We start from the raw sequence: 26,158 nt of genomic DNA, 5'->3' as shown, positions 1-26,158 counted from the left end.
GGGACGCTCCGTATAATGCCGGCATCGCCACTGGTATGGATTAACGGATTACATATGACTGAACAGCGCCCGATTGCGGTCCTGGGAGGCGGAAGTTTCGGTACCGCCGTGGCCAATCTGTTGGCCGAGAACGGCCATCAAGTCCGGCAGTGGATGCGTGACCCCGAGCAGGCCGAGGCCATCCGGGTCAATCGCGAGAACCCGCGGTACCTCAAAGGCATCAGGATTCTGCCCGGCGTGACCGCGGTCACCGACCTGCAGGAAACCCTCGACGCCTGCGATTTGTGTTTCGTCGCGTTGCCGTCCAGCGCGCTGCGCACGGTATTGGCGGCACACGCCGAACGCCTGAGCGGCAAGATGCTGGTCAGCCTGACCAAGGGCATCGAAGCCCACACCTTCAAACTGATGAGCCAGATCCTCGAAGAGATCGCCCCCCAGGCGCGTATCGGCGTGCTGTCCGGGCCGAACCTGGCGCGGGAAATCGCCGAGCACGCACTGACCGCCACCGTGGTCGCCAGCGAAGACGAAGAACTCTGCAAAGCCGTGCAGGCCGCATTGCATGGCCGCACTTTCCGCGTCTACGCCAGCGCCGACCGTTTCGGCGTGGAGTTGGGCGGCGCACTGAAAAACGTCTACGCGATCATCGCCGGCATGGCGGTGGCGCTGGAAATGGGCGAGAACACCAAGAGCATGCTGATTACCCGGGCGCTGGCCGAAATGACCCGGTTTGCGGTGAATCAGGGCGCCAACCCTATGACCTTCCTCGGTCTGGCCGGTGTCGGCGACCTGATCGTCACCTGCTCGTCGCCGAAAAGCCGTAACTACCAGGTCGGTTTCGCCCTCGGTCAGGGTTTGAGCCTCGACGAAGCGGTGTCGCGCCTGGGTGAAGTGGCCGAAGGGGTCAACACCCTGAAAGTGCTTAAGGCCAAGGCTCAGGAGGTTGGCGTGTACATGCCGCTGGTCGCCGGATTGCATGCAATTCTGTTCGAAGGGCGCACGCTTGAGCAGGTGATCGGTCTGCTGATGCGTGCCGAACCGAAAACCGATGTCGACTTTATTTCCACCAGTGGTTTCAACTGATTCAGCAGGGAGCAGGCCATGAACGATCCGAAAACCGAAGCCAAATATGAATCCATCCTCCTGCGGGTGTTGTGGATGATTGTTTACATCCTGGTCTGGCAGGTAGCGCAGTTCATCCTCGGCGCGGTGGTGCTGGTGCAGTTGATCTATCGTTTGTTCTATGGCGCCCCGAGCGCCAGCCTGATGAATTTCGGCGACAGCCTGAGCCAGTTTCTGGCGCAGATCGGCCGTTTCGGCAGCTTCCACAGCGACCAGAAACCCTGGCCGTTCGCCGACTGGCCGGCGCCGCGTACGCCGGAAGGTGAAGCGCCACACGTTGTTGCGCCGGCACCGCATCCGGCCCGGGATGAGGAACCCAAGCTATGAAACTCTGGGTATTGCGTCACGGTGAGGCCGAGCCCTATGGCTCGCGCCCCGACTCCGAGCGGGAACTGACCGACCACGGTCGCAAGGAAGTGTTGAGCAGCGCGGCCCGTTTGATGGGCCAGCCGCTGACGGCGATCTACGCCAGCCCGTACCTGCGGGCGCAGCAGACGGCGCAACTGGTGCGCGAGGCGCTGGGCTTCGAGCCGGAAATCCGTACAGTCGAGTGGTTGACCCCGGAAGTTGACCCGGACCGCGTGGCCGAGCAACTGGTGTCGGTGAGCAACGTGCTGCTGGTCAGCCACAATCCGCTGGTGGGCAATCTGCTCAGCTACCTGCAACACGGTGCGGGCTACCCACCGGAAAAAGTCAGCACCGCCGGGCTGGCCGAGCTCGAACACAGCGAGTTGCTGATCGGCTCGATGACGCTCAACAGCCTTAAACATCCCTGAAATTTTTTGTATGAAATAGTCAACCAAGCACTTGCTTGGTTGACTACGCTTGCTCCAGACCAAAAAACAGGAGCGAGTCGAATGTCTTCCGCCTTCCGTTTGCCGCTGGACGTGTTTTACGAACGCGAGGCCCGGCACCCGCGTCAGCGTTTTCTGGTGCAGCCGATCGGCGGCGAGCAGGTCGAGACACTGACCTGGGCCGACGTCGGCCATCAGGCCCGCTGCGCCGCGCACTGGCTGCGCTCCCGGGAATTGCCGCAAGGCAGCCACATCGCCCTGATCTCGAAAAACTGCGCGCACTGGATCATCGCCGACCTGGCGATCTGGATGGCCGGGCACGTTTCGGTGCCGCTCTATCCGAACCTCACCGCCGAATCGGTGAATCAGGTGCTCACCCACTCGGAAAGCGTGCTGGCGTTCATCGGCAAGCTCGATGACTGGCCGAGCATGTCAGCGGGCATACCGGCCGGCCTGACCACCGTCAGCCTGCCGCTGCACCCACCGGGCACGTTCGATTTCAACTGGGATGATTTGCAGCGCAGCTCACCGATCCAGGACGATCCGCGTCCCGCCGCCGAGCAACTGGCGACGATCATTTACACCTCCGGCACCACCGGCCAGCCCAAGGGCGTGATGCACAGCTTCGCCAATCTCGGGTTCGCGACGACGCGCGGCACGCAGCTGTTCGGACTCAATGAGAACGATCGGCTGCTGTCGTATCTGCCGCTGTGTCATGTCGCCGAGCGGATGTTCGTCGAGCTGGCGTCGATCTATACCGGGCAAACGGTGTTTTTCGCCGAAAGCCTCGATACCTTTCTTGCCGATCTCAAGCGGGCACGGCCGACGGCGATGTTCGGTGTGCCGCGGATCTGGACCAAGTTCCAGATGGGCGTCTACAGCAAGATCCCGGCGAAACGCCTGGATTTGCTGCTCGGTCTGCCTTTTATCGGCCGACGGATCGGCCACAAGGTCCTGGCCGGATTGGGTCTGGATGCCTTGCGCGTGGCGCTGTCCGGTGCGGCGCCGGTGCCGCTGACCCTGTTGCGCTGGTATCAGAAACTCGGGCTCGACGTGCTGGAGGTCTACGGCATGACAGAAAGCTGCGGTTATTCGCACATCTGCCTGCCGGGGCAATACAAGGAAGGCTGGATCGGCCGGCCGTGTCCTGACGTGGAAGTGCGGATCGACGAGTCCGGCGAAGTGCAGGTGCGCAGCCAGGCGAACATGCTCGGCTATTTCAAGGAACCGCAGAAAACCGCCGAGACCCTCACCGAAGACGGCTTCCTGCGCACCGGCGACAAGGGCGAACAGGACGCCGAAGGGCGTTTGCGCCTGACCGGGCGGCTCAAGGAAATCTTCAAGACCAGCAAGGGCAAATACGTCGCCCCGGCGCCGATCGAAAACCGTCTGGCGGTGCATTCGCGGATCGAGCAGGTCTGCGTGGTCGGCGATGGCCTGAGTGCGCCGCTGGGGTTGTGCGTGCTCTCGGCCGTGGGCCGGGAGGAGCCCCGCGCACCGCTGCATTCGAGCCTGGAAAAATTGCTGGAGGAGGTCAACGCCGTCCTCGACAAGCACGAGCGCCTGCGCCGGCTGGTGGTGGTCAAGGACAGCTGGGCGGTGGAGAACGGCTTCCTCACGCCGACCTTGAAGATCAAACGCAACATCATCGAAGACACCTACGGAGCACGTTTCGAAGAATGGAGCGAGCGCAGCGAGGCGGTGCTGTGGCAGGATTGAGCGTCGATCAAAACAACAAAGGAAGCCTGCGATGACCTTGTGGCGCACCACTCCGAACATCGAGCAGTTGAACGCAATCCAGAAAAACACCATCGGCGAAGTGCTGGACATTCGCTTCGAGTCCTTCGACGAGGAATCGCTGACGGCCAGCATGGTCATCGACCATCGCACCCATCAGCCTTACGGCCTGCTGCACGGCGGCGCCTCGGTGGTGCTGGCGGAAACGGTCGGGTCGATGGCGAGTTACCTGTGCATCGACGCCAGCAAGTTCTATTGCGTGGGCCTGGAAATCAACGCCAACCACTTGCGCGGCCTGCGCAGTGGACGAGTGACGGCGGTGGCCAAACCGATCCACATCGGCCGCACCACCCACGTCTGGGATATCCGCCTGACCAGCGATGAAGGCAAGGCCAGTTGTGTGTCGCGCCTGACCATGGCGGTGGTGCCGCTGGGAGAACAACCGCCGGCGCGTTAATGGCCGCAGCGTCATAGCCCTGACCGGACTGTCATCATTCCTGGCAGTTACGGTCATTGCTGTAGGACGCGGTCTTACGGACAATCAACGCCTGTTTTCCGCTCATGGATTTGCCGGTATGTCGCAACCGATCTTCTTCGCCCACGCCAACGGTTTCCCTTCGGGCACCTACGGCAAACTGTTCGCGGCGCTGGCGCCCGAGTACCGGGTCGCGCATCTGGAACAACATGCCCATGACCCGCGTTTCCCGGCAGGTGATAACTGGTATCACCTGGTCGATGAACTCATCCATCATCTTCAACAGCAAGACGAGCCGGTGTGGGGCGTGGGCCATTCCTTCGGCGGCATGCTGCATTTGCACGCCGCGCTGCGTTGCCCTGAACTGTATCGGGGCGTGGTGATGCTCGACTCGCCGGTGCTGACCCGCACCGATCAATGGGTGATCCGGGCCGCCAAGCGTTTTGGTTTCATCGACAAACTGACCCCGGCCGGCCGCACGCTGGGACGGCGCGAAGAATTTGCCGATCTGGACAGTGCCCGTGGTTATTTCGCTGGCAAGACCCTGTTCCGCAGCTTTGATCCGGAATGTTTCGATGCCTACTTGCAGCACGGTCTGCACAAGGTCGGCGACAAGCTGCGTCTGCGCTTCGATCCTGCGACCGAGATCAGCATCTATCGCGGCGTGCCGCACACCAGTCCTGCGCATACCCGGCAATTGAAAGTGCCGCTGGCGGTGGTACGTGGACACAAGAGCCGCGTGGTGATGAACCACCACACCCGATTTGTCGGACGCCTGCCTCAGGGCGAGTCGCTGACCGTGCCCGGCGGGCACATGTTTCCGCTTGAGCGTCCGCAGGACACCGCACAATTACTGAAAAACCTGTTCAATCGCTGGGAACGCCGGCAAGACAAGGACTGCGCATGAACCCGGCCGTCGAAGAAGTGCGCCTGAGCCTGCCGCATATCGAACTGGCGGCCCACCTGTTCGGCCCGGACGACGGGTTGCCGGTGATCGCCCTGCACGGCTGGCTGGACAACGCCAACAGCTTCGCCCGACTGGCGCCGAAGCTCAAAGGCTTGCGCATCGTCGCGCTAGACATGGCCGGCCACGGGCATTCCGGGCACCGGCCGAACGGCGCCGGTTACGCACTGTGGGATTACGCCCATGACGTGCTGCAGGTCGCCGAACAACTGGGCTGGAAGCGTTTCGGCCTGCTCGGGCACTCCATGGGCGCCATTGTTTCGCTGGTGCTGGCCGGGTCGTTGCCCGAACGCATCACCCATCTGGCGTTGATCGACGGGGTTATTCCTCCTACCGACAAAGGCGAAAATGCCGCCGAGCGCATGGGCATGGCCTTACAGGCGCAGCTCGATCTTCGGGAAAAGCGCAAACCGGTCTACAACACCCTCGACCGGGCGATCGAAGCGCGGATGAAAGGGCTGGTGGCGGTCAGTCGCGAAGCCGCCGAACTGCTGGCGCAACGCGGACTGATGCCGGTGCCCGGTGGGTACACCTGGCGCACCGACAACCGCCTGACTTTGCCTTCGCCGCTGCGTCTGACCCAGGAACAGGCGATGGCGTTCGTGCAGCGCATTGCCTGCCCCGCACAATTGGTGGTCGCCGCCGATGGCATGCTGGCCAAACATCCCGAGCTGCTGGAACGTCTACCCTTTGCCCGGGAACAGCTGCCGGGCGGGCATCATCTGCACCTGAACGATGAGGCCGGGGCCGAGCTTGTCGCAGACTGTTTCAATCGGTTCTTCGCCATTCCTTGACTTGCTCCCGGCAACTGTCGAGGCTGGGCGGGTTGAAATGGGAGACAACCAAGATGGATTTCTACACCGCTGCGACTTCGAACTGCCCCCAAGGCATCCAGGCCATGTCCCTGCGATGAGCCTGTCCATGCGATCTATCAGTCTGCTGGCGCTGTGCTGTTTCAGTCACTTTCTATTCGCTGCCGACCTGCCGGGCAGTCAGGACTTGCCGATCGTGCCGCGTGTGGCCGATGCGCAGATCGTCGACTATCGCCCCGCCGTGGAGCTGGAGCGGATCTACCCGCTCGGCTCGATCCGCAAGATCAGCGGTCAATTGCGTTTCGACGGCCAGGTCAGCGCCCGGGGGCAAACCACCTCGGTGACCTATGAATTACCGCCGGAGCATTCCGCCACCGAAGCCTTTACCCTTGCCCGCGAAGCCCTGCAAAAGCAGGAGGCCCAGCTGTTGTTCTGGTGCCAGGCCCGGGATTGCGGCGAGAGCAGCCTGTGGGCCAACGAGGTGTTCGGCAACGCCAAGCTTTACGGTGCCGACGAGCAGCAGGCCTATCTGCTGCTGAGGCTCGCGGCCCCGCGCGACAACACGCTGGTGGCGCTGTACAGCATCACCCGCGGCAATCGCAAAGCCTATCTGCACGTTGAACAGTTCGAGGCGCTGGCACCGCTCGGTGACCTGCTGCCGACTTCGGCCACGCTGCTGCGGGAACTCAAAAGCACCGGTGAGCTGGACTTTCCAAAGCTGGCCGGCGATCCGGATGACACCTGGCTGCGCTTGCTGTCCCGTGGACTGAACCTCGACACCACCTTGCGGGTGACAGTGTCCGGGCCCAAGGCCGAGGCCTGGCGGCAGGCGCTGATCGGGCAGGGCGTGCGCGCCGCGCGAATGGAAACCGGCAGTGTCGACGGCGAAGGTCTGCGCATCGATCTGTTGCGATAAGGTGTCTTTGGCGGACACGCTCGACGTGTTCGCCTACTCTTTGCCTGACTGATTTTTTTCGAGATTTCACATGCCCAATAATGATCGTCTGTTGGTGCAGATCCTGTTGCTGGTGCTGTTTGGTGCCAGTTTCTGGGTGATGGCGCCGTTCTGGTCGGCGCTGTTCTGGGGCGCGGTGCTGGCGTTCGCCAGTTGGCCGCTGATGCGTTTGCTGACCCGCTGGCTCAATGGCCGGGAATCGCTGGCGGCCCTGGTTCTGACCATGGGCTGGATGTTGCTGGTAGCGGGGCCGCTGGTGTGGCTCGGCTTTAACCTGGCCGATCACGTGCGTGACGCTACGGCGTTCATCAAGGATGTGCAGGTCGACGGTCTGCCGGAGGCACCGAGCTGGCTGGGTGGCGTGCCGTTGGTGGGCGAACGGCTGGTGGGGATCTGGAACAGCATCGATCAGCAGGGCGCGGCGCTGATGGTGACGGTCAAACCCTATCTGGGGCAGGTCGGCAACTGGCTGCTGGCGCGCAGTGCGCAGATCGGCAGCGGGATTCTCGAGCTGACCCTGAGCATTGTCTTCGTGTTCTTTTTCTACCGCGACGGGCCGCGGCTGGCGGCATTCGTGCACAGTCTGCTGGAACGCCTGATCGGTGACCGGGCCGGGTACTACATCGATCTGGTGGCCGGTACCGTGCAACGGGTGGTCAACGGGGTAATTGGTACAGCGGCGGCGCAAGCGGTGCTGGCGCTGATCGGGTTCCTGATTGCCGGGGTGCCGGGGGCGCTGGTGCTGGGGATCGTGACGTTCCTGCTCAGTCTGATTCCGATGGGGCCACCGCTGGTGTGGATTCCGGCCACGGCATGGCTGGCCTGGAAGGGCGAGTACGGGATGGCGGTGTTTCTCGGGATCTGGGGGACGTTCATCATCAGTGGCGTGGATAACGTACTCAAGCCGTATCTGATCAGCCGGGGCGGGAATCTGCCGTTGGTGATTGTGTTGCTTGGGGTGTTTGGCGGGTTGATTGCGTTTGGGTTTATCGGGTTGTTTATTGGGCCTACGCTTTTGGCTGTTGCTTATAGTTTGTTGACGGATTGGAGTAAGAGTCAGGCTCGGGTCGACGATCGGCGTTGATGCTGAGCCTTGGCTGCCTTTGGGCCGGCCAGGCTCTGGGTCTACTGTGTACATATCCGTTTCTTCGGGTGCGGCCGCTGGCGGTTCCGCTCTTACAGCGGGTCACTTTGGCAAACGCCCCAAAGTAACCAAAGGTCTTGGCCCCTGCGTTCGGCGCCTCGCTGTGGCTCGGCGTTCCTTCGCTCCGGGATTCATCCGGGGGCATCGCCTACGGTTTGCTTCGCTGCACCTCCTCTCGATGCATGCGGCTGCGCCGCACGGTCGCTGCGCTCCCACCCCCGGATAAATCCCTCCACTCAGCCTTCCGAAGGGGCCGGTACGTCAAAAGCGGTACTCGAGCTAACGCTCATTGTGTTGAGTGGTGGGAAGCCAAAGCCAAATCAGGAGTGGGGTTGTATATGTTTTTGAAAACCTGAGTTCACTTCGGTATTCCACGTCGGTGTAGTTCGCTTAAACACCTCGGTCGGTCCCCTCTCCCTCTGGGAGAGGGCTAGGGTGAGGGCAGCTTTGATGACACACCGCAGAGCCAAAGCAAACCACTCACCCAGCCAACCTCAGTCGTCCCTCAAATCCTCACCCAATCTCACGTCGCCACATTCAAATACTTGCCCACCGACGCGGTACTTTCGAGCGAGTACTGCTTGCTCAGATTGGCAATCATCCGGTTCAGCGCTTCGGTGGTGGTTTGAGTATTGCTGGCGGTCTGTTCGTCATCCGGGCGCTCACGGCCAGCATGCAGCGCAGCTTTCAGTTCGTCGCTGCTGACGCCTGCGCTGCTGTCGCTGTCCAGAACCTTGAGCAGAGCGGCGGCGGTGTCGGTGTTGTTCGATGAGGTGCTGTCGCTGACCTGCAACGCGCTGTTCAGTTCGGTGGCGGTAACAGTGCCGTCACCGTCGGCATCGAGTTGGCTGAACAGTTCATCGCTGGAGGCTTGCGGCGGTGGGGGTGGCGGTGGGGTGAGGCTGGCGGCGAGTTCGTCCTGGCTGACGACGCCGTCTTCGTTTTTGTCCAGGGCCGAGAAGATTTTGCTGCTGTCGGCGATGCTGCCGGCGCTGGTCAGGCCGTTGCTCAGTTCGTCGCTGCTGATGGCGCCGTCGCCGTCGGCGTCGAGGGCGCTGATCAGGGCGTCGGCGAGTTCGGTGTTGGGGGCCTGATCGCCAGGGGGCGGTGGGGGTGGGGCCATGGCGGTCATTTCTTCGGCGCTGAGGCTGCCGCTGGCGTCGCTGTCCAGATCGCCGAATTGTTTGCTCAGGCTGACCAGCAGGCCGTCGTTGGACTTCTGCGATAGGGCGCTGCCGAGTTCGTCCTGATCCACGGCGCCGTCGCCGTTGCTGTCGAGTTTGGCGAACAGTTCTTTTTGCAGCTGCTGGCTGCGGGCGTTTTGGGTGGAGGTGCTGCTGGTGCTGGTATAGCTCGTGTAGTTGCTGACGCTACCGATCATCGGGCTCGCTCCTTGGACTGGAAAACCGGTGTGTGTACCGGCTTATGCAGCCTTATGGTGCAAGGTGTCGTGGGTATGTGAGGTTTGTACCGGCCGGTACACAGTCGGGATCAGTGGCGAGGCAGTTGGATCACGGCGGTCAGGCCGCCGCCGGGGGTTTCTGCCAGGGTCAGTTGTCCGCCCTGGCGCTGCGCCGCTTCCCGGGCGATGGTCATGCCCAGGCCGACGCCGCCGGAGTTGCGGTTACGTGAGCCTTCGAGGCGGAAGAACGGCTCGAATACCGCTTCACGCTTGTCCGCCGCGATGCCCGGGCCGTGGTCAATGACGCGGATCAGCAGTTGTTCGCGCTGGTCTTGCAGGTCGATGTGCGCTTGGCCGGCGTAGCGCAGGGCGTTGTCCATCAGGTTGTTGATGCACGAGCGCAGTGCCATCGGCTGTACCTGCAACGGGGCGCAGTGGCCGCTGACCTGAACGTCGGCGCCTTGATCCTGGGCGTTTTCGCACAGTGATTCGACCAGCGCCTGCACGTCCATCAACTGCAAGGCCTCGCTGGTGCGCTGTTCGTGCAGGTAGGTGAGGGTGGCGTCGAGCATGCCGATCATGTCGTCCAGATCCTGGCGCATCTGGCCCTGCAGTTTGTCGTCGCTGATATTTTCCAGACGCAGTTTCAGTCGCGACAGCGGGGTGCGCAGGTCGTGGGAGACGGCGCCGAGCATCCGCGCCCGTTGCTGCACCTGTTCGCGGATGCGCTGCTGCATCAGGTTGAAGGTGTACGCAGCCTGCCGTGCTTCCCGCGGGCCGGTTTCGTCCAGCGGCGGGCTGTCGAGGTCTTCGCTCAGGCGCTCGGCCGCATCGCTCAGACGCTGGATCGGTCGGGTCAGCAGCTTGGCGCCGTACCAGGCGGCGATGATCAGCGAGATGAACTGGAAGGTTAGCGGCACGATCGGCCCGCCGAACCAGGGTCGCGGTGGACGGGGCGGGTAGCGTGGATCCTGAGCCGGCTGTTGGCCGTCGAGGTTTTGCGAGAACTCCGGCGGCGGTGGCGGGGGCGGTGGGCCGTAGAGGCGGAACCAGGCGAAGGCCAGCAGGTGCGCCAGGACGATCGCCACCAACAGCATGCCAAACAGGCGGCCGAACAGCGTGTCGAAGCGCGCCCGCATCAGCCGATGTCCCGGGCGTCGAACAGGTAGCCTTCACCACGTACGGTCTTGATCAGTTGCGGGGCTTTCGGGTCGTCGCCGAGTTTTTGCCGCAGACGCGAGACCAGCAGGTCGATGCTACGGTCGAAGGCTTCGATCGAGCGGCCACGGGCGGCGTCCAGCAACTGTTCGCGGCTGAGCACCCGGCGCGGGCGTTCGATGAACACCCAGAGCAGGCGGAATTCAGCGTTGGACAGCGGCACCACCAGACCATCGTCGGCGATCAACTGGCGCAGGACGCTGTTCAGGCGCCAGTTGTCGAAGCGAATGTTCGCACGCTGTTCGCTGCGGTCGTCGCGCACCCGACGCAGAATCGTCTGGATCCGCGCCACCAGTTCCCGGGGTTCGAACGGCTTGGCCATGTAATCATCGGCGCCCAGTTCCAGGCCGATGATCCGGTCGGTGGGTTCGCAGCGGGCGGTGAGCATCAGGATCGGGATATCGGATTCAGCGCGCAGCCAGCGGCACAGCGACAGACCGTCTTCGCCGGGCAGCATCAGGTCGAGCACCACCACGTCGAAATGTTCGGCCTGCATCGCCTGGCGCATCGCCGCGCCGTCGGTGACACCGCTGGCGTGAATGTTGAAGCGGGCCAGGTAGTCGATCATCAATTCACGGATCGGCACGTCATCGTCGACGATCAGCGCGCGGATGTTCCAGCGCTTGTCGTCTTTCTGCTCGTCGTTCACGGAGGCTTGGGAGTTGTGCATGAGGCTGTTCATCTGCCAGTAGGCCGCCAACCACAAAGATAGGCTGCGAGGTTGTGGTTTCAGCATAGGCGTCCGGCCGTGAGGCGGGAAGGGCTGCTGTAAGGACTTGTTGCGGCTGGCGAGGCTAGCGCGGGAGCATGTTGTCGGCGTGTCGGTTGTGTATCGGGTTCGACACAATACCCTGCAAGGCTATGCTGATCACGGTTGGCGCGACGATTTACCGATCATCGGGTGCCGCGCCGCCGCCGGTTCCGCTACAATGCGCGCCGATTTCGACTTGCCTGAGAGCCCATCCATGTCCGCCTGCCAGACTCCTATCATCGTCGCCCTGGATTTCCCTACCCGTGACGCCGCACTGAAGCTGGCTGACCAGTTGGACCCGAAACTGTGCCGGGTCAAAGTGGGCAAGGAACTGTTCACCAGTTGCGCCGCGGAAATCGTCGGCACCCTGCGTGACAAGGGTTTTGAAGTATTCCTGGATCTTAAATTCCACGACATTCCCAACACCACGGCGATGGCGGTAAAAGCCGCGGCAGAGATGGGCGTGTGGATGGTCAACGTTCACTGCTCCGGCGGCCTGCGCATGATGGCGACCTGCCGTGAAGAGCTGGACAAGCGCAGCGGTCCGCAGCCGTTGCTGATCGGCGTGACCGTGCTGACCAGCATGGAGCGTGAGGATCTGGCGGGTATCGGTCTGGACATCGAGCCGCAGGAGCAGGTGCTGCGTCTGGCGGCGCTGGCCGAAAAGGCCGGGATGGACGGTCTGGTGTGCTCGGCGCTGGAAGCCACTGCGCTGAAAACCGCGCACCCGTCGCTGCAACTGGTGACTCCGGGGATTCGTCCGGCGGGCAGTGCCCAGGACGACCAGCGTCGCATCCTGACCCCGCGTCAGGCGCTGGATGCCGGTTCCGACTATCTGGTGATCGGCCGTCCGATCAGCCAGGCGGCGGATCCGGCCAAGGCACTGGCCTCGGTGGTTGCCGAACTGGCCTGAGCGAACAGCTGAAGAAACAATGAAGGGAGCCCGATGGCTCCCTTCATTGTTTTCAGACCTTCAACACCAGCTTGCCGAAGTTCTCGCCGCTGAACAGTTTGCCCAGGGTCTCGGGGAATGTTTCCAGGCCTTCAACGATGTCTTCCTTGCTCTTGAGCTGACCCTTGGCCATCCACCCGGCCATTTCCTGGGCGGCACTGGCGTACTGCGCGGCGTAATCCATCACCACGAAGCCTTCCATCCGCGCGCGGTTGACCAGCAGCGACAGGTAGTTGGCCGGGCCTTTGACCGCATCCTTGTTGTTGTACTGGCTGATCGCGCCGCAGATCACCACGCGTGCTTTCAGGTTGATACGGCTGAGTACGGCGTCGAGGATGTCGCCGCCGACGTTGTCGAAATACACGTCCACGCCTTTCGGGCATTCGCGTTTGAGACCGGCGAGCACGTCTTCGCTCTTGTAGTCGATGGCACCGTCGAAGCCCAGTTCATCGATCAGGAACTTGCACTTGTCGGCGCCGCCAGCGATGCCGACCACCCGGCAGCCTTTTATTTTGGCGATCTGCCCGGCGATGCTGCCGACCGCGCCCGCGGCACCGGACAGCACCACGGTGTCCCCGGCCTTCGGCGCGCCGACATCGAGCAGGGCAAAGTAGGCGGTCATGCCGGTCATGCCCAGTGCGGACAGATAAACCGGCAGCGGTGCCAGTTTCGGATCGACCTTGTAGAAACCTCTTGGCTCGCCTAGGAAATAATCCTGCACGCCAATGGCACCGTTGACGTAGTCGCCGACGGCAAACCCCGGATTGTTCGACGCGACGACTTTACCTACGCCCAACGCGCGCATGACTTCGCCCAGACCCACCGGCGGAATGTAGGACTTGCCTTCGTTCATCCAGCCGCGCATGGCCGGGTCGAGGGACAGGTATTCGTTCTTGACCAGAATCTGCCCTGCCGCCGGCTCGCCGACCGGTACTTCCTGATAGGTGAAGGTCTCGCGGGTGGCGGCGCCCACTGGGCGTTTGGCGAGCAGGAACTGGCGATTGGTCTGGTTGGTCATGACAGGCACTCGAATTGAATGAAGCCTTGTTGATAGACCTTCATGAGCGATGCCGCAAGGTTGGCTCACGGGGCGAATGCAGGCTGATCCAGTACGGTGATAGTGCAGGCCTGGGTTTCATCACTGCGATTCATGCAAGCCTAACCGGCCTTCTGATAGTGCTGACGTCACTCAGGCCCCTGTGGCTATGCTGCCTTCATCCATTCCCCCGCATTCGAGGACATAACAATGAGCATGACGTTTTCCGGTCAGGTAGCCGTCGTCACTGGCGCGGCCAACGGCATCGGCCGCGCGACGGCCCAGGCATTCGCCGCCGAAGGTCTGAAAGTGGTGGTGGCCGATCTGGATGCGGCCGGGGGCGAGGGCACCGTGGCGCTGATTCGTACAGCCGGTGGCGAAGCGACCTTCGTGCGCTGCAACGTGACCGTCGAAAGCGAAGTGAAAAATCTGATGGACGAGGTGATCAATACCTACGGCCGTCTCGACTACGCCTTCAACAATGCCGGGATCGAAATCGAGAAGGGCAAACTGGCCGAAGGCTCGATGGACGAGTTCGACGCGATCATGGGCGTCAACGTCAAGGGCGTCTGGCTGTGCATGAAGTATCAGCTGCCGTTGCTGCTGGCTCAGGGTGGCGGGGCTATCGTCAACACCGCGTCGGTGGCTGGATTGGGCGCCGCGCCGAAGATGAGTATCTACGCGGCTTCCAAACATGCGGTGATCGGTCTGACCAAGTCGGCTGCGATCGAATACGCCAAGAAGAAAATCCGCGTCAACGCCGTCTGCCCGGCGGTGATCGACACTGACATGTTCCGTCGCGCCTATGAAGCGGACCCGAAAAAAGGTGAATTCGCCAACGCCATGCACCCGGTCGGGCGCATTGGCAAAGTCGAGGAAATTGCCAGTGCCGTGCTGTATCTGTGCAGCGACGGTGCGGCCTTTACCACCGGCCATTCGCTGGCCGTGGATGGCGGCGTGACCGCCTTCTAAGATGGCGTCGACCGAGTCAATAAACGACCCGCCCACTGGCGGGTTTTTTTTCGCCTCGGGAGCGGTTCCTTTAGCCCGCTAAACAATGTGTTTCAAATGGTGAGAACGGAGCCTTTTGGCGGTTTTGTCGCACAGCCTCAAGGGCGTGGCTGTGATTTACTGCCGCCAGCAAAAACGGACAGGAGTTTGCGTGCTCATGGAATTGAGAATTGACCGACAGGCAATGGTGCCGGTCGTACAGCAGATTGTTGACGGGTTGACCGAGTGGATCATGCAGGGGCAGGTGCCGCCGACGACGCGTCTGCCCTCCGTGCGCGAGATCGCACGGTGCAATCTGCTCAGCCAGTCCTGCGTCATGGAGGCTTGCGAGCGCCTGGTGGCGCAAGGGGTTCTGGCCTCGCGTCAGGGCTCGGGATTCATGGTGGCGGCTTCGTCGCCCGATTGTTGCAAGGCGATCGATGGCTCCGGGTGTGAGGGGGAGCGCACCGGGGGCGATCCGGCCCTCCGATGGCGCGGCGGTTTGACGCTGGGGAGTGGCGTCCTGCCAGAGAGTTGGCGCGAGCCCGATGATCTCGGCTATGCGATCCGCGAGGTGACACGCGCCGACATGGCCAGCCTGTTCAACTACAGCACGCCTCTTGGGCTGCCGGCGTTGCGCGAACAGATTGTCAGGCGCCTCGGATTGCTGAATATCAAGGCTGCTGACGAGCAGGTGATGACTACCGCCGGCGCCAGCCACGCACTCGACCTGGTCGTGCGGACCTTGTTCAAGGCCGGTGATTGCGTCGTGGTAGAAACCCCCGGTTATGCGCCGCTGTTCGATCTCCTGCGCTTGCATGGCGTGCGCATGCTGGAGGTTCGCCGCATGGCGGGCGGGCCGGATGTCGAGGCCCTTGAGGCGTTGCTGCAGCAGTTCCGACCCTCGGCGCTGTTCATCAACAGTCATCATCACAATCCCACGGGCAGTTGCCTGGTGCCGGCGGTCGCCCGACGCATCCTGCAGCTGAGCAGGATCTACGACCTGCGGCTGATAGAAGATGATGTCTACGCCGACCTGCACAACGGCAGCGGCACTCGCCTGGCGGCGCTGGATGACGAGGGGCGGGTCATTTACGTCGGCAGTTTTTCCAAGACCCTGAGCAGCTCGCTACGGGTGGGTTTCGTGCTGGCCGATGGCGAGCTGATCGAGCGGATGGCGCGGGTCAAGATGATCAGTTGCATGGGGACCCCAAGGTTCTGCGAGGCGGTGCTGGCGGGGATGCTTGCTAGTGGTGCCTATCGAAAACTGGTACAGCGTCAGCGTCAGCGGCTTTCCACTGATCGTGCGGCTGCTCTTCAGGCGCTGGAAGACGCTGACTGGGAGGTGTTCGGCAAACCCACGGGCGGCCTGTTCATCTGGGCACGTTCGCCAGTGGCCGATGAGGCGCGCCTGCGCAGGCATGCTCTGCGATGCGGTGTGCAGTTGTCCTGCGCAACGTCGTTCAGTCCCAGTGGCGAAGCCTGCGACTGGCAGCGGATCAACGTGGCTTACGCCTGCGATCCCCGGGCACGGCAGTTTTTTCGCGATACAGCCATGGATCGACCTCGAACGTTCTGAAAACGACGCGTGCGTAGCTTTTTGCCATTATTCCGACGCCAGAGACTTGTGCTGGTTCAAGGCCGTTGCGAATCTTCGACAACAGACTATGGCAGGGGACTACGCGCAATGATTTCGGCCGTGCAAGGACGTTTTGCCAACCTCGGTATGGCAAAAAAACTGGGTATCGGGTTTGTGCTGGTGTTGTTGCTGACTGCACTGGTGGCGGCGATTGGCGTCTGGTCCCTGCAAACCATCAGCCAGCGCTTCGATGGCCTCAAGCAGATGTCATCGCTCAACAGTGGCCTGCTCAAGGTGCGGCTGCTGGAGCAGGACTACGCCTTGCATGGCAACCCGAAAACCGTCGAGGCCTTGCACGAAGGTGTCGACGGTCTGGTCGCCATGGCCGACCAACTCAAGATTTTGTCGCCGGGCAATGAGTCGGTCATGAACGACGTCCAACAGTCATTGGGCGCTTACCGCAAGGCATTCGATGAATTCGTCTCGTTGTCCCAGGCCAAGGATCTGGCGCTGGAGATGGCCAGTTGGTCGGTGTCCAGCGTCGCCAACAATCTCGATGTGTTGCAGGCCGGTCTCGCTGATGACGGCGCGTACACCCTGAAAGACAGCGAGGGCAAGGACGGGGCGCAATTCATCGAGCAGGCCGGCCAGGTCAGTCAGGTCTCACGGTTGATGTTGCAGGCGATGAACGAGGCGCGGGTACGCCTGGATCAAAGCCGCAAGGGTGATGACAGCGCAGGTCAGGGCAATATCGAGCAGGCTGCGCAAGCCCAGGCGCAAGCCGAGCAGCTTAAGTCCACGGTCAAGGACGAAGGCTATCTGACGGTGCTCAATGAAGTGTCCGGGCACATTGCCGGTTTCAGCGACAAGCTGGCCGAGTACACCGGGTTGCTGGCCCAGGAAAAGACCGTCTATCAACAGCTGCACCAACGGGCCGACGAAGTCGTGGCGCGGGTCCAACAGGCCTATGTTGCGCAAGACGGCGCCATGCAGAGCGAACTGAAAAAGAATTCGGTGCTGATCATTGGCTCATCGGCGCTGGCGTTGCTCGTCGGGCTGATTGCGGCGTGGGTGATTACCCGGTTGATCGTTGCACCGTTGCGCAGCGTGATTCACGTGGCGCAACAGATTGCGGCCGGTGATTTGAGTGGAACGATCGAGGTATCGCGCCGTGATGAAATCGGTCAATTGATGCTGGCCATGCAGCAGATGGGCGCGGGCTTGAGCACGATTGTCAGCGGGTTGCAGGCGGGTATCGAACAGTTGGCCAGTTCGGCGCAATCGCTGTCGGCGGTGACCGAGCAGACCAACCTTGAGGTCAGCAGCCAGAAAGAGGAAACCGAACAGGTGGCGACGGCGATGAACCAGATGACCGCCACCGTTCATGATGTGGCGCGCAACGCCGAAGAAGCGGCGCTCGCAGCGCAGACCGCTGATGGCAAGGTCGAAAGCGGTCAGCAGGTGGTGCGTCAGAGCATGGCGCGGATCGAGCAACTGGCGGACTCGGCGACGTCGGCCAGTTCGAGCATCGAAAGCCTCAGTGCGGAAATCCAGAACATCGGCACGGTGCTGGAAGTGATCAAGAGTGTCGCCGAGCAGACCAATCTGCTGGCGCTCAACGCGGCGATCGAAGCGGCGAGGGCGGGCGAGCAGGGCAGGGGCTTTGCGGTGGTCGCCGATGAGGTGCGGGCGCTGGCCCGGCGCACGCAGCAGTCGACCGAGGAAATCGAGCGGCTGGTCAGTGCCTTGCGTTCGGCGGCGCATTCGTCGGTGCAGCAGATTCAGAGCAGTGGCGAACTGGTGAAACTGGCGGTGAGCGATGCGTTGCAGACCGAAAGCGCCCTGGGGAGTATTGCGGCGGCGGTTTCGTTGATTCAGCAGATGAACCAGCAGATTGCGGCGGCGGCCGAGGAGCAGAGTTCGGTGGCCGAGGAGATCAATCGCAGTGTGACGAGTATTCGGGCGAGTGCGGATCAGTCTTCGATTGCCATGCGCGGGAATGCGGCTTCGAGTGTTGAGCTGGCGCAGTTGGGGAGTGAGCTTCGGGGGATGGTGGGGCATTTCCGGCTTTGACCTTGGCGGCCTTTGGGCCGACCAGGTTGTTGGTTGTTTGGGGTGAATATCCGTTGCTTCGGGTGCTGCCGCTGGCGGTTTCGCCCTTACGGCGAGTCCCTTTTTCAGACGCCAAAAAGGAACCAAAAGGCTGGGCCCCTGCGTTCGGCACCTCGCTGTGGCTCGGTGTTCCTTCGTTCCGGGATTCATCCGGGGGCATCGCCTACGGTTTGCTTCGCTGCACCTCCTCTCGATGCATGCGGCTGCGCCGCACGGTCGCTGCGCTCCCACCCCCGGATAAATCCCTCCACTCAGCCTTCCGAAGGGGCCGGTACGTCAAAAGCGGTACTCGAGCTAACGCTCATCGTTTTGAGTGGTGGGAAGCCGAAGCCAAAGCAGAAGCAAGAGTAGAAGAGGCAGAAGGTGCAGAAGGTGCGGCAGTGTGAGTTGAGTTGCATGTGTTTCAAAAACCGAGTGCGACTCGGTTTTTCACGTCGGCGTACCTCCCCCAAGCAATGCGGTCAGTCCCCTCTCCCCCCGGGAGAGGGTTAGGGCGCTTTTGATTTTGATCTTTCCCGCAGGCAATAAAAAAGCCACCTCTCGGTGGCTTCTCTCTTTGACTGCACTCAGTCGTAAATCACTTTCTTCTTCCAGTCCGCATCAGCCTCGACATCCTTGAGGCCGGCAGTCAGTTGGTTTTCTTCGCCTTCGACCGGGGCGATCTTGTCCATGACCTGGGCGTTGGCGCGGGCCAGGAGTTTTTCCAGGTATTGGAGTTGTTCGGCGTAGATTTGCGGGTCCTGCTGTTTGCGCAGGTATTGCACGCCGCGTTCGAAGGCGAGGCGGGCCTGGCCTGGCTGGTTTTGCTGGAGGGCGTGCTGGCCGAGGTTGTTGAAGAACTCGATGTGCAGCAATACGAGGATGTGGCGGACTTCGCGGATCCAGTGTTTGGCTTCGTTCGGTGGCAGGAAGCCGTCCTGCGCGGCGCGGGTGATTTGGCCGTGGAGGGCTTCGAGGAGGAAGCGGACGTCTTTGGCCTTGGCTTCGGTCTGGATCGGTGCCGGCGGGTTGTTGACCGGGATCGATTCGCCCTGGGCGACCAGGGCGCTGAGTTCTGTGATGCGATCCTTGGTGGTGGCGCTGGTCTTTTCCAGGTTCAGCAGGCGCTGGCAGACGTTCAGCTCGAGGCGAGTCAGCAGCAGTTTGAGGGCCGGGGTCATGAACTGGCCGGGGAAGGTTTCGGTCAGTTCGCCGCAACGGCGCAGGCGGTCATTGAGTTCGACCTTGGTGCGGGCCTTCTCCAGTTTGGTGTTTTCCACCACATGGTTCATGTAGCCAATGGCGATCAAGATTGCGATCCCGGCTATGACTAGCAGGGTGATCATGAGTGGTGTCACCGGTAAGACCTCTTTATAGGGTTCGCGTGCGAGTGTAGTGGCTTGGCATACAGGAGCCTAGCGCCGCTCGACGGGTTTGGATCGGAGAAGCTGAATCTGTATCGGCCAGGAACCGGCTTATATAAATGCTGGCCCTTGGGGTGCAGATTGCCATCACCTGTGCCGTGGACTATAACGCCTTGGCGAGTGTCGGAATATAGGCGTCAATCGTCGGGCGACGCAAAAGCCGGAAACGGTGCGTAAAGCAGGTCGAAGTCATTGATTTAAATAAATTTATATCTGGGGGTTGACGACCTTTCAATCCATCCATAGAATGCGCGCCACTTGCAGCGTAAAGCACACAGCGAAACGCGGCAGGGAGTGAATGTTGTAGTGTGTCCCCTTCGTCTAGTGGCCTAGGACACCGCCCTTTCACGGCGGTAACAGGGGTTCGAGTCCCCTAGGGGACGCCAATGCGGGAATAGCTCAGTTGGTAGAGCACGACCTTGCCAAGGTCGGGGTCGCGAGTTCGAGTCTCGTTTCCCGCTCCAATTTTAAACAGCAACGCTTCAGGGCGGTGCTGAGTGAAACCAGAGCCAACTCTTCGGAGGCGGATCTGGACACCGAAACACACACCATGTGTTCCGGGTAGCGTGTCCCCTTCGTCTAGTGGCCTAGGACACCGCCCTTTCACGGCGGTAACAGGGGTTCGAGTCCCCTAGGGGACGCCATTTGCGGGAATAGCTCAGTTGGTAGAGCACGACCTTGCCAAGGTCGGGGTCGCGAGTTCGAGTCTCGTTTCCCGCTCCAAATTCAAAAAGCGCCGCTTTGCAAAGAGCGGCGTTTTTATTAGTGAAAGTTGTAGCCTGTGTCCCCTTCGTCTAGTGGCCTAGGACACCGCCCTTTCACGGCGGTAACAGGGGTTCGAGTCCCCTAGGGGACGCCATTGCGGGAATAGCTCAGTTGGTAGAGCACGACCTTGCCAAGGTCGGGGTCGCGAGTTCGAGTCTCGTTTCCCGCTCCAAATTCACAAAAACGCCGCTCAGTGATGAGCGGCGTTTTTGTTTGTGCGGTTTTTGTCAGGCAATAGAAAAGGACCTCACGGTCCTTTTTTTGTGGGCCCGCCAATGTGGCGAGCCCGGTACGCGATCAGAGCTTCGGCAACTGCCCGATGCGTCCCATCATTTCGGTGACGATCTGCAGGTCCAGCAGGAACTGGTCAACGGTCTTGAATTCGCCATCGGTGTGACCGGTGTACTTGACCTCAGGTCGCGCCAGGCCGAATTGCACGCCGTTCGGCAGTTCATGCACCGAGGTGGCGCCGGCCGAAGTGCCGAATTCGTGTTTCATGCCCAGGTTTTCGGTGGCCACGGCCAGCAGCGCCTTGACCCACTCACCTTCTGGGTTGCGGTACATCGGTTCGGCGATCGAATAGTCGAAGTTGACCGCGACATGGGTCTTCTTGCTCCAGGCCGCCAGTTTGTCGGCGATTTCGCGCTTGAGCACTTCCGGCGACTTGCCCTTCGGCACGCGCAGGTTGACCGCGAGTTTGAAGGTTTTGTCGTCTATGCCGACGTAGGTCGGGGACGTGGTCAGCGGGCCCATGAAATCATCGGCGAAACCGACGCCCAACTTGCCACCCTTGTAATCCAGGCCCCAGTTGTCGGCGGCGTAGTGGGCAGCGTCGGTGATGTGGTTGTGCTTGAAGGCGATCTTGCCGTCCACGCTGTGGATGAAGTCGAGCATGCGCGCGACCGGATTAACGCCGGATTCTGGCTCGGACGAGTGCGCGGAAACACCGGTCACGGTGAGTTTGACGTCTTTGCCATCGACCTTGGCGTTCACTTCGAAATCGCCGCCATTGCGCTTGGCGTATTCAGTGCCGGCCTTTTGCAGGCTGGCCGCAAGCTCGGCGGGTTTGTCTGTCACCAGCGTGACGACCGAAACCGATGGAATCTGGTTGGTCGCCAGGCCGCCGGTCATCGAGGCGATTTCCGCGCCTTTACCCTCGGCCTTGCGCTTGGCGAACTTGGCCATGACGGTGCCGTAGCCTTTTTCCGCAATCACTACGGGATAGCCGCCATCCAGTGCCAGGTTGTACTCGGGCGTCGGGTTGCGTTCGAAGTAGTAGGGAATCGCGTCACCGGTAGTTTCTTCGGTGGTGTCCACCAGCAGTTTGAAATTGCGCGCCAGCGGCAGCTTCTCTTCCTTGATCACCTTCATGGCGTACAGCGTCACAACGATGCCGTTCTTGTCGTCCTCGGTGCCGCGGCCGTACATGCGGTCGCCGATCAGCGTGACCTTGAACGGATCAAGTTTGGTGCCGTCCTTCAGCACCCAGTTTTCCGGCGTTACCGGCACCACGTCGGCGTGAGCGTGAATGCCGACGACGTCCTTGCCGCTGCCGTCCAGGGAGATTTCGTAAACGCGGTTGTCGATATTGCGATAGTTCAGGCCGAAAGACTCAGCCAGATCCTTGATCTTGCCGGCGATCTTGATGAGTTCGGGGTTGTCGTGCTGATCGACGCCGTCCTTGCGGAAGGTCGGAATTTCCACCAGTTCGCGCAGGGTTTCCAGGGCGGCCTTGCCGTACTTCACGCGGGTGTAGAGACCGAGCAGGCGATGGATTTCGTTTTGCTGTTCGGCGGTCAGCGTCTTGTTGTCGAGGAAGGCGCTGATGGCAGGGCGCAGATCGTCGGTCTTGCTCAGGTCGTTCTTGGCCAGATCACCGAGAAATGCTCTGAAGTCACTGATCTTTGCCTCATTGAAGGTCTTGAGAATGGTCGCGCTCTGCTGCTCGGTAAGGTTGGCATGGGCTGGCAGTGTGACGGATGAAAGGCTGGCCAGGATCAGTGTCGACGCGGCCAGTTGCTTGAGTGAAAAATCCATTGCTAAGGGCATTCCTTTGCAGGCGGTGAGAAGGAGTTGTCTGACAGATGCGTCAGACGGTCTCGCAAACTACCACCACACGAGCGTGCCCGGGAGCCCCCGAAGTGGGACGCGTCGCACAGAAATGCAAAAGCGGCGCAGAATCGAAAAAGCCCGTCCAGTCTGTCTGGATCGGGCTTCTGCGATCAGCGCGCTTTACATCGACAACACCAGACGCCCGGCAAACAGGATCAGAATCACCCCCATGCTGCGCTCGAACCAGTGGCCCATGCGCATGAACAGCACGCGCACTTTGCTGCTGGAAAAGAACAGCGCGACGATCACGAACCACAACGCATTCACCCCGCACATCCACAACCCGTACAGGGCCTGAATTTGCAGCGGTGTGCTGGCGCTGATGATCGTGGTGAAGATCGCCAGGAAAAACAGCGTGGCCTTGGGGTTGGTGGCGTTGGTCAGGAAACCGGTGGAAAACGCCTTGAACAGCGATTGCTCGACCAGCGGTTCGTCACTGGTCTTTTCGCCTTCCAGTGTTGTCTTGGGTTTGCTGCGGATCAGGCTGACGCCCAGATAAAGAATGTAAGCACCGCCTACCACTTTCGCGACAGTCAGCAACCACGGCGTGGTGTGCATCAAGGCGCCGACGCCCAGCAGGGTGTACAGCACGTGCACGGAAATCCCCGCGCCGATGCCCAGTGCCGTGCAGATGCCGACCAAACGACCGAAACGCACACTCTGGCGGATGGTCACGGCGAAGTCCGGGCCGGGTGCGACCACGGCCAGAAAGTGGATGGTGGCCAGCGCCAGAAACTCGCCCAGATAATTCGATGTCATTTCAGCTCCAGAAAGTCAGGGGTGAGGCATTGCCGCGATAGCCGACAAAAAACGAAAGGCTCAAGCGCGGATCGGCCACGCCCGGCGTTACCGAGTGCATGCGACGCGAATTGAACATGATGAAATCCCCCGGTTCCGGGCGAACTTCGAGGGCGGGCGGGCCGAGCAGTGCCGGGTCGATGCCGTAGCTGTCGCCGCGCATTTCGTCGAAGCGGTCCGGGGAAATGTCGTCTTCCCACATCTGCAACGCGCCGCCTTCGGTCGGCATGTTGAGGTAGACGTTGCAGGCAAACTGCGCCTCCAGGCTGCGGGCCTGAAAACTGTCCGGGGCGTCCTTGGCGAAGATGTCGTGGTGGGCCAGGAAGCACACGCCCGGTTTCACCACGCGGGACAGGCCGACGTACATCTTGCGACCGTAGAGGTTTTCCAGGTGGGCACCCGCCGGCCAGGATTCGTCGAGCATGCAGCGCAAGGTATCGACCGGCGACGAGTAGGGTGCGCAACGGTTACGTAGTTCGGCGATGTTGCTGGTGGCGCGCTCGAAATAATCTTCGATCAGCAGCGGCTGGTTTTCCGCCTCGTAGAACGCCATGCCGATGCGGCCGATGCTCGGCGCATTGATGTAGCCCTCGAAGCCGGGGGCGAGGATCTTGTCGCCAATCTGGATTGCCTGCGCCTGGGGCAGAAAGCCTTTGAAGCGGATGGCGAGGACTTCTTCGTTGGCCAGTTTTTTTATGCACGTCTCATCGAGACGCTCGACGTCAAGCATCATGGTTTCAGGTCCATCTATCGAATAGTCAACGGAACCGGCGAACGCGGTTCCCCCGGCGTCGGACGCTGCATCTGGCAGCCTCCGAAATCCTCAATCCACGTTGTAGTGGACGGACAACGTGCCTTTCTTCTGCGAAAGGGACGCGATCGTGACTGTGCCCAAATCCTTCAGGCTGCGTACATGGGTGCCACCGCAGCCATAGGCTGGCAGTTCACCGAAACCGATTTCCCGCGCGCCTTCGCGCAGGGAAGTCAGGCGTGGCAGGTCGTGTTCGATCCATTGCTCGATGCCGTATTGAACGGTTTGCGCATCGACTTCCTGGGCCGAATCTCCGGGTTTGAATTGAACCCGGCCCTCGTCCGGCCAGTGGTGCGCCTTGATCGGCATCCAGCCCATGGCCTGGACGAAGTGGCCGATCAAATGTCCGGCAGAGTGCATGCGGGTGTTGAAGCGGCGGCGTTCTTCGTCGACGCGAATCTGGGTCATGCCCAGTGGCACCGGCTGATCGACAAAATGAATGATCCGGTCCGGTTCCTGGACGACGCGCAGAACCTTGCTTTCGCCAATCCAACCGGTATCGCAGGGTTGGCCACCGCCCTGGGGATGGAAAAGCGTAGCGCGCAACACAACGGCGAATTCGTTCTCGTGGGGCGTGCAGTCGAGGACTTCCACATTGGCCTTGAGGTCATCACTATGGAAAAAGAGGCGAAGCGTCATATTCCATGCCCTTATTAAAGTTTCTTTTTTAATTATATGAATCGTGCAATAACGTGATAATCCGTTCAAACATCAAAGGACTGTTGCGCTGTGAGCATAAATCTTCCCCTGCCGCTGCTTGGTGAGATGGCGATTTTCGTCAAGGTCGTCGAGACCGGCAGTTTCTCCGAAGCCGCTCGCCAGTTGGGCTCATCGCCCTCGGCAGTCAGTCGCAGTATTTCCCGGCTGGAGAAAGCGCTGGCCACGCGGCTGCTGCAACGCACCACGCGCAAACTGCGCTTGAGCGATGGCGGGGAAGAGGTGTTCAAGCGCTGCCAGGAAATGGTCAGCGCCGCCAAGTCGGTGATGGAGATCAGCGGCCAGTTCACCCACGAAGCCGAAGGTCTGGTGCGGGTCAGCGTGCCGAAAGCGGTGGGGCGCTTCGTGATTCACCCGCACATGCCGGAGTTTCTGCGGCGCTACCCGAAGGTCGATGTGGAGTTGTTGCTGGAAGACCGCCAGGTTGATCTGATCGATGACCATGTCGACCTGGCTATTCGCATCACGGATCGTCCACCGGCCGGACTGGTCGGCCGACAACTGCTGACCATCGACCATTTGCTCTGCGCCACACCGCAATACCTGGCCGAACACGGGACGCCGACCCATCCCCACGACTTGCTCAATCACAGTTGCATTTACCTGGGCGAAACCCCGAGTGATGCGCGCTGGAAATTCAAGAAAGGCACCAAAGCCGTCACCGTCGGCGTGCGCGGCCGGTATGCCGCCAATCACACCGGCGTGCGTCTGGGCGCGGTGTTGCAGCACATCGGTATTGGCAGCCTGCCGTATTTCACTGCGCGTTATGCACTGGAGCAAGGGCTGATCGTGCAGGTGCTGCCGGACTGGACGTTCCTGGCCTCGTACCACGGCGGATTGTGGTTGCTGCATTCGCCGACGCGCTATCTGCCGCCGAAGCTGCGGGTATTCATCGACTATCTGGTGGAGTGCCTGGAGAAAGAGCCGACCCTGAGCAAGCCGGGGAAGTCTGGCGGTTCAAAACCGTTGGCCGAGTACGAATTGCCCGAGAGCGAAGGGTTGCTCTGACCCCATGAAAAAGGCCCGCATGGATCACCATGCGGGCCTTTTCATTACCGGGGAAAATCAGTGCTTGCTGTCCTGGGCGGACATCGCCAGCAGCTGTTTTTCCTGGTTCCAGTCGAACGGTTCGTCGTTCTGTTCGGCTTCGTAGCGGCGTTCTTCCAGCGCCTGATACATGTCGATTTCTTCGTCGGACAGGTAATGCAGGCAGTCGCCGGCGAAGAACCACAGCAGATCCCGCGGGATCAGGTGGGCAATTTGCGGGTAACGGGTAATCACTTGAGTCAGGATGTCCTGGCCCAGGTATTGGCTTTCGATTGGCTCGATCGGCAGTGACGCCAGCAGTTCGTCGAAACGCTCCAGGAACAGGGCATGGCTTTCTTCGGGAACCTGATCGGCCTCACCTACGGCGACCAGGATACTGCGCAGATGGTCGAGCAAAACCAGATGATCGGCAACGACGTTGGACACGAGATAAGTCCTCAAGAGCAAAACGGGCGCGGGAGTATA

General features: G+C 61.1%; 24 protein-coding genes, 6 tRNA genes and 1 pseudogene. 21 read left to right on the top strand and 10 right to left on the bottom strand.

The features are described from left to right. Window positions 1–54: 54 nt before the first annotated feature. From PDR5_RS21180 to PDR5_RS21140, 9 genes are all read left to right on the top strand, one after another. Window positions 55–1,080: an NAD(P)H-dependent glycerol-3-phosphate dehydrogenase gene (locus PDR5_RS21180; RefSeq protein WP_064598625.1), complete on the top strand. Its 1,026-nt coding sequence runs from the start codon at window positions 55–57 to the stop codon at window positions 1,078–1,080. 18 nt (window positions 1,081–1,098) lie between these two features. Next, the gene (locus PDR5_RS21175; protein ID WP_039772859.1) at window positions 1,099–1,446 is read left to right on the top strand and encodes a DUF4389 domain-containing protein; all 348 of its coding nucleotides are present in this window, start codon (window positions 1,099–1,101) and stop codon (window positions 1,444–1,446) included. Further along, on the top strand, window positions 1,443–1,895 hold the full coding sequence (sixA, locus tag PDR5_RS21170) for a phosphohistidine phosphatase SixA (RefSeq protein ID WP_064598618.1): 453 nt from the start codon (window positions 1,443–1,445) through the stop codon (window positions 1,893–1,895). The genes PDR5_RS21175 and sixA overlap by 4 nt, the downstream gene beginning before the upstream one ends. 81 nt (window positions 1,896–1,976) lie before the next feature. Then, window positions 1,977–3,632 carry an AMP-binding protein gene (locus PDR5_RS21165; RefSeq protein WP_064598616.1) on the top strand — a complete coding sequence of 552 codons (1,656 nt, stop codon included), beginning with the start codon at window positions 1,977–1,979 and terminating at the stop codon, window positions 3,630–3,632. Between the two features lie 31 nt (window positions 3,633–3,663). Beyond that, window positions 3,664–4,107: a hotdog fold thioesterase gene (locus PDR5_RS21160; RefSeq protein WP_007957810.1), complete on the top strand. Its 444-nt coding sequence runs from the start codon at window positions 3,664–3,666 to the stop codon at window positions 4,105–4,107. 118 nt (window positions 4,108–4,225) lie between these two features. Next, window positions 4,226–5,032 (top strand): alpha/beta fold hydrolase, encoded by an 807-nt coding sequence (locus tag PDR5_RS21155; RefSeq protein WP_039772855.1) that lies wholly within the window; start codon window positions 4,226–4,228, stop codon window positions 5,030–5,032. After that, a complete protein-coding gene (locus PDR5_RS21150; protein ID WP_064598615.1) occupies window positions 5,029–5,883 on the top strand; it encodes an alpha/beta hydrolase in 855 nt (284 codons plus the stop codon). Before PDR5_RS21155 ends, PDR5_RS21150 begins: the two co-directional genes overlap by 4 nt. Before the next feature lie 127 nt (window positions 5,884–6,010). Continuing rightward, entirely contained in the window at window positions 6,011–6,817 is an 807-nt protein-coding gene (locus PDR5_RS21145; protein WP_064598613.1) for a DUF4892 domain-containing protein, read from the top strand. Between the two features lie 70 nt (window positions 6,818–6,887). Then, window positions 6,888–7,940, top strand: a complete 1,053-nt coding sequence (locus tag PDR5_RS21140; RefSeq protein WP_064598612.1) for an AI-2E family transporter — start codon at window positions 6,888–6,890, stop codon at window positions 7,938–7,940. Window positions 7,941–8,523: 583 nt separating this feature from the next. On the opposite strand, the gene xopAW is transcribed toward PDR5_RS21140, so the two are convergent. The 3 genes from xopAW to PDR5_RS21125 all read right to left on the bottom strand — a co-directional run bounded on the left by xopAW (window position 8,524) and on the right by PDR5_RS21125 (window position 11,290). Beyond that, window positions 8,524–9,381: a XopAW family type III secretion system calcium-binding effector gene (xopAW, locus tag PDR5_RS21135; protein ID WP_064598610.1), complete on the bottom strand. Its 858-nt coding sequence runs from the start codon at window positions 9,379–9,381 to the stop codon at window positions 8,524–8,526. Window positions 9,382–9,491: 110 nt separating this feature from the next. Continuing rightward, on the bottom strand, window positions 9,492–10,541 hold the full coding sequence (locus tag PDR5_RS21130; RefSeq protein WP_064598609.1) for a sensor histidine kinase: 1,050 nt from the start codon (window positions 10,539–10,541) through the stop codon (window positions 9,492–9,494). Next, the gene (locus tag PDR5_RS21125; protein WP_064600917.1) at window positions 10,541–11,290 is read right to left on the bottom strand and encodes a response regulator; all 750 of its coding nucleotides are present in this window, start codon (window positions 11,288–11,290) and stop codon (window positions 10,541–10,543) included. The genes PDR5_RS21130 and PDR5_RS21125 overlap by 1 nt, the downstream gene beginning before the upstream one ends. A 295-nt stretch (window positions 11,291–11,585) precedes the next feature. Between PDR5_RS21125 and pyrF the strand changes: the two genes are divergently transcribed. Continuing rightward, entirely contained in the window at window positions 11,586–12,284 is a 699-nt protein-coding gene (pyrF, locus tag PDR5_RS21120) for an orotidine-5'-phosphate decarboxylase (protein ID WP_064598607.1), read from the top strand. Between the two features lie 52 nt (window positions 12,285–12,336). Here the strand turns inward: pyrF and PDR5_RS21115 are convergent, their stop codons facing one another. Further along, on the bottom strand, window positions 12,337–13,341 hold the full coding sequence (locus PDR5_RS21115; protein WP_064598605.1) for an NADP-dependent oxidoreductase: 1,005 nt from the start codon (window positions 13,339–13,341) through the stop codon (window positions 12,337–12,339). 228 nt (window positions 13,342–13,569) lie between these two features. Between PDR5_RS21115 and PDR5_RS21110 the strand changes: the two genes are divergently transcribed. The 4 genes and pseudogenes from PDR5_RS21110 to PDR5_RS30525 all read left to right on the top strand — a co-directional run bounded on the left by PDR5_RS21110 (window position 13,570) and on the right by PDR5_RS30525 (window position 18,001). Next, entirely contained in the window at window positions 13,570–14,331 is a 762-nt protein-coding gene (locus tag PDR5_RS21110) for an SDR family oxidoreductase (RefSeq protein WP_007917441.1), read from the top strand. Window positions 14,332–14,527: 196 nt separating this feature from the next. Next, window positions 14,528–15,928, top strand: coding sequence for an aminotransferase-like domain-containing protein (locus PDR5_RS21105; protein WP_064598603.1), 1,401 nt, complete (start codon window positions 14,528–14,530; stop codon window positions 15,926–15,928). 108 nt (window positions 15,929–16,036) lie between these two features. Continuing rightward, window positions 16,037–17,140 (top strand): annotated as a pseudogene (locus PDR5_RS30530) (HAMP domain-containing protein); the annotation flags it as partial. Further along, window positions 17,120–18,001, top strand: coding sequence for a methyl-accepting chemotaxis protein (locus PDR5_RS30525; protein WP_371857911.1), 882 nt, complete (start codon window positions 17,120–17,122; stop codon window positions 17,999–18,001). The pseudogene PDR5_RS30530 and the gene PDR5_RS30525, both read left to right, overlap by 21 nt. A gap of 605 nt (window positions 18,002–18,606) precedes the next feature. Here the strand turns inward: PDR5_RS30525 and PDR5_RS21095 are convergent. Then, window positions 18,607–19,365, bottom strand: a complete 759-nt coding sequence (locus PDR5_RS21095) for a hypothetical protein (protein ID WP_064598599.1) — start codon at window positions 19,363–19,365, stop codon at window positions 18,607–18,609. 388 nt (window positions 19,366–19,753) lie between these two features. On the opposite strand from PDR5_RS21095, the gene PDR5_RS21090 reads away from it, so the two are divergent. The 6 genes from PDR5_RS21090 to PDR5_RS21065 all read left to right on the top strand — a co-directional run bounded on the left by PDR5_RS21090 (window position 19,754) and on the right by PDR5_RS21065 (window position 20,380). Beyond that, window positions 19,754–19,829: transfer RNA gene (locus PDR5_RS21090), tRNA-Glu, on the top strand. A gap of 2 nt (window positions 19,830–19,831) precedes the next feature. Continuing rightward, window positions 19,832–19,907: transfer RNA gene (locus PDR5_RS21085), tRNA-Gly, on the top strand. Window positions 19,908–20,011: 104 nt separating this feature from the next. After that, window positions 20,012–20,087, top strand: a tRNA-Glu gene (locus tag PDR5_RS21080). A 3-nt stretch (window positions 20,088–20,090) separates the two neighbouring features. Further along, window positions 20,091–20,166: transfer RNA gene (locus PDR5_RS21075), tRNA-Gly, on the top strand. A 60-nt stretch (window positions 20,167–20,226) separates the two neighbouring features. Beyond that, a tRNA-Glu gene (locus PDR5_RS21070) sits at window positions 20,227–20,302 on the top strand. Window positions 20,303–20,304: 2 nt separating this feature from the next. Further along, a tRNA-Gly gene (locus tag PDR5_RS21065) sits at window positions 20,305–20,380 on the top strand. A gap of 125 nt (window positions 20,381–20,505) precedes the next feature. Here the strand turns inward: PDR5_RS21065 and PDR5_RS21060 are convergent. The 4 genes from PDR5_RS21060 to PDR5_RS21045 all read right to left on the bottom strand — a co-directional run bounded on the left by PDR5_RS21060 (window position 20,506) and on the right by PDR5_RS21045 (window position 24,568). Then, window positions 20,506–22,245, bottom strand: a complete 1,740-nt coding sequence (locus PDR5_RS21060) for a dipeptidase (protein WP_064598597.1) — start codon at window positions 22,243–22,245, stop codon at window positions 20,506–20,508. 195 nt (window positions 22,246–22,440) lie between these two features. Next, a complete protein-coding gene (locus PDR5_RS21055; protein WP_064598595.1) occupies window positions 22,441–23,079 on the bottom strand; it encodes a LysE family translocator in 639 nt (212 codons plus the stop codon). A 1-nt stretch (window position 23,080) separates the two neighbouring features. After that, window positions 23,081–23,851 (bottom strand): 2OG-Fe(II) oxygenase, encoded by a 771-nt coding sequence (locus tag PDR5_RS21050; protein ID WP_064598593.1) that lies wholly within the window; start codon window positions 23,849–23,851, stop codon window positions 23,081–23,083. Between the two features lie 90 nt (window positions 23,852–23,941). Continuing rightward, the gene (locus tag PDR5_RS21045) at window positions 23,942–24,568 is read right to left on the bottom strand and encodes a hypothetical protein (protein WP_064598592.1); all 627 of its coding nucleotides are present in this window, start codon (window positions 24,566–24,568) and stop codon (window positions 23,942–23,944) included. Between the two features lie 90 nt (window positions 24,569–24,658). Between PDR5_RS21045 and PDR5_RS21040 the strand changes: the two genes are divergently transcribed. After that, a complete protein-coding gene (locus PDR5_RS21040; protein ID WP_064598590.1) occupies window positions 24,659–25,654 on the top strand; it encodes a LysR family transcriptional regulator in 996 nt (331 codons plus the stop codon). Window positions 25,655–25,711: 57 nt separating this feature from the next. Here PDR5_RS21040 and PDR5_RS21035 read toward each other — a convergent pair whose 3' ends face one another. Then, window positions 25,712–26,119 carry a PA2817 family protein gene (locus tag PDR5_RS21035; RefSeq protein ID WP_007950758.1) on the bottom strand — a complete coding sequence of 136 codons (408 nt, stop codon included), beginning with the start codon at window positions 26,117–26,119 and terminating at the stop codon, window positions 25,712–25,714. Between the last annotated feature and the right edge of the window lie 39 nt (window positions 26,120–26,158).

The organism is Pseudomonas sp. DR 5-09 (assembly GCF_001655595.1).
Taxonomy (GTDB): Bacteria; Pseudomonadota; Gammaproteobacteria; order Pseudomonadales; family Pseudomonadaceae; genus Aquipseudomonas; species Aquipseudomonas pharyngis.
Note: the sequence above shows the minus strand (reverse complement) of the source record. Positions and strands in the feature narration are given on the sequence as shown.

Excerpts from the sequence above, each read along its gene's own strand:
- PDR5_RS21050 (WP_064598593.1), bottom strand. The coding sequence starts at position 23,851 with ATGATGCTTGACGTCGAGCGTCTCGATGAGACGTGCATAAAAAAACTG.
- PDR5_RS21165 (WP_064598616.1), top strand. The coding sequence starts at position 1,977 with ATGTCTTCCGCCTTCCGTTTGCCGCTGGACGTGTTTTACGAACGCGAG.
- PDR5_RS21105 (WP_064598603.1), top strand. The coding sequence starts at position 14,528 with ATGGAATTGAGAATTGACCGACAGGCAATGGTGCCGGTCGTACAGCAG.
- PDR5_RS21060 (WP_064598597.1), bottom strand. The coding sequence starts at position 22,245 with ATGGATTTTTCACTCAAGCAACTGGCCGCGTCGACACTGATCCTGGCC.
- PDR5_RS21045 (WP_064598592.1), bottom strand. The coding sequence starts at position 24,568 with ATGACGCTTCGCCTCTTTTTCCATAGTGATGACCTCAAGGCCAATGTG.
- xopAW (WP_064598610.1), bottom strand. The coding sequence starts at position 9,381 with ATGATCGGTAGCGTCAGCAACTACACGAGCTATACCAGCACCAGCAGC.
- PDR5_RS21115 (WP_064598605.1), bottom strand. The coding sequence starts at position 13,341 with ATGACCAACCAGACCAATCGCCAGTTCCTGCTCGCCAAACGCCCAGTG.
- PDR5_RS21130 (WP_064598609.1), bottom strand. The coding sequence starts at position 10,541 with ATGCGGGCGCGCTTCGACACGCTGTTCGGCCGCCTGTTTGGCATGCTG.
- sixA (WP_064598618.1), top strand. The coding sequence starts at position 1,443 with ATGAAACTCTGGGTATTGCGTCACGGTGAGGCCGAGCCCTATGGCTCG.
- PDR5_RS21155 (WP_039772855.1), top strand. The coding sequence starts at position 4,226 with ATGTCGCAACCGATCTTCTTCGCCCACGCCAACGGTTTCCCTTCGGGC.
- PDR5_RS21095 (WP_064598599.1), bottom strand. The coding sequence starts at position 19,365 with ATGATCACCCTGCTAGTCATAGCCGGGATCGCAATCTTGATCGCCATT.
- PDR5_RS21150 (WP_064598615.1), top strand. The coding sequence starts at position 5,029 with ATGAACCCGGCCGTCGAAGAAGTGCGCCTGAGCCTGCCGCATATCGAA.
- pyrF (WP_064598607.1), top strand. The coding sequence starts at position 11,586 with ATGTCCGCCTGCCAGACTCCTATCATCGTCGCCCTGGATTTCCCTACC.
- PDR5_RS21145 (WP_064598613.1), top strand. The coding sequence starts at position 6,011 with ATGCGATCTATCAGTCTGCTGGCGCTGTGCTGTTTCAGTCACTTTCTA.
- PDR5_RS21180 (WP_064598625.1), top strand. The coding sequence starts at position 55 with ATGACTGAACAGCGCCCGATTGCGGTCCTGGGAGGCGGAAGTTTCGGT.
- PDR5_RS21175 (WP_039772859.1), top strand. The coding sequence starts at position 1,099 with ATGAACGATCCGAAAACCGAAGCCAAATATGAATCCATCCTCCTGCGG.
- PDR5_RS21140 (WP_064598612.1), top strand. The coding sequence starts at position 6,888 with ATGCCCAATAATGATCGTCTGTTGGTGCAGATCCTGTTGCTGGTGCTG.
- PDR5_RS21055 (WP_064598595.1), bottom strand. The coding sequence starts at position 23,079 with ATGACATCGAATTATCTGGGCGAGTTTCTGGCGCTGGCCACCATCCAC.
- PDR5_RS30525 (WP_371857911.1), top strand. The coding sequence starts at position 17,120 with ATGCTGGCCATGCAGCAGATGGGCGCGGGCTTGAGCACGATTGTCAGC.
- PDR5_RS21160 (WP_007957810.1), top strand. The coding sequence starts at position 3,664 with ATGACCTTGTGGCGCACCACTCCGAACATCGAGCAGTTGAACGCAATC.
- PDR5_RS21110 (WP_007917441.1), top strand. The coding sequence starts at position 13,570 with ATGAGCATGACGTTTTCCGGTCAGGTAGCCGTCGTCACTGGCGCGGCC.
- PDR5_RS21125 (WP_064600917.1), bottom strand. The coding sequence starts at position 11,290 with ATGCACAACTCCCAAGCCTCCGTGAACGACGAGCAGAAAGACGACAAG.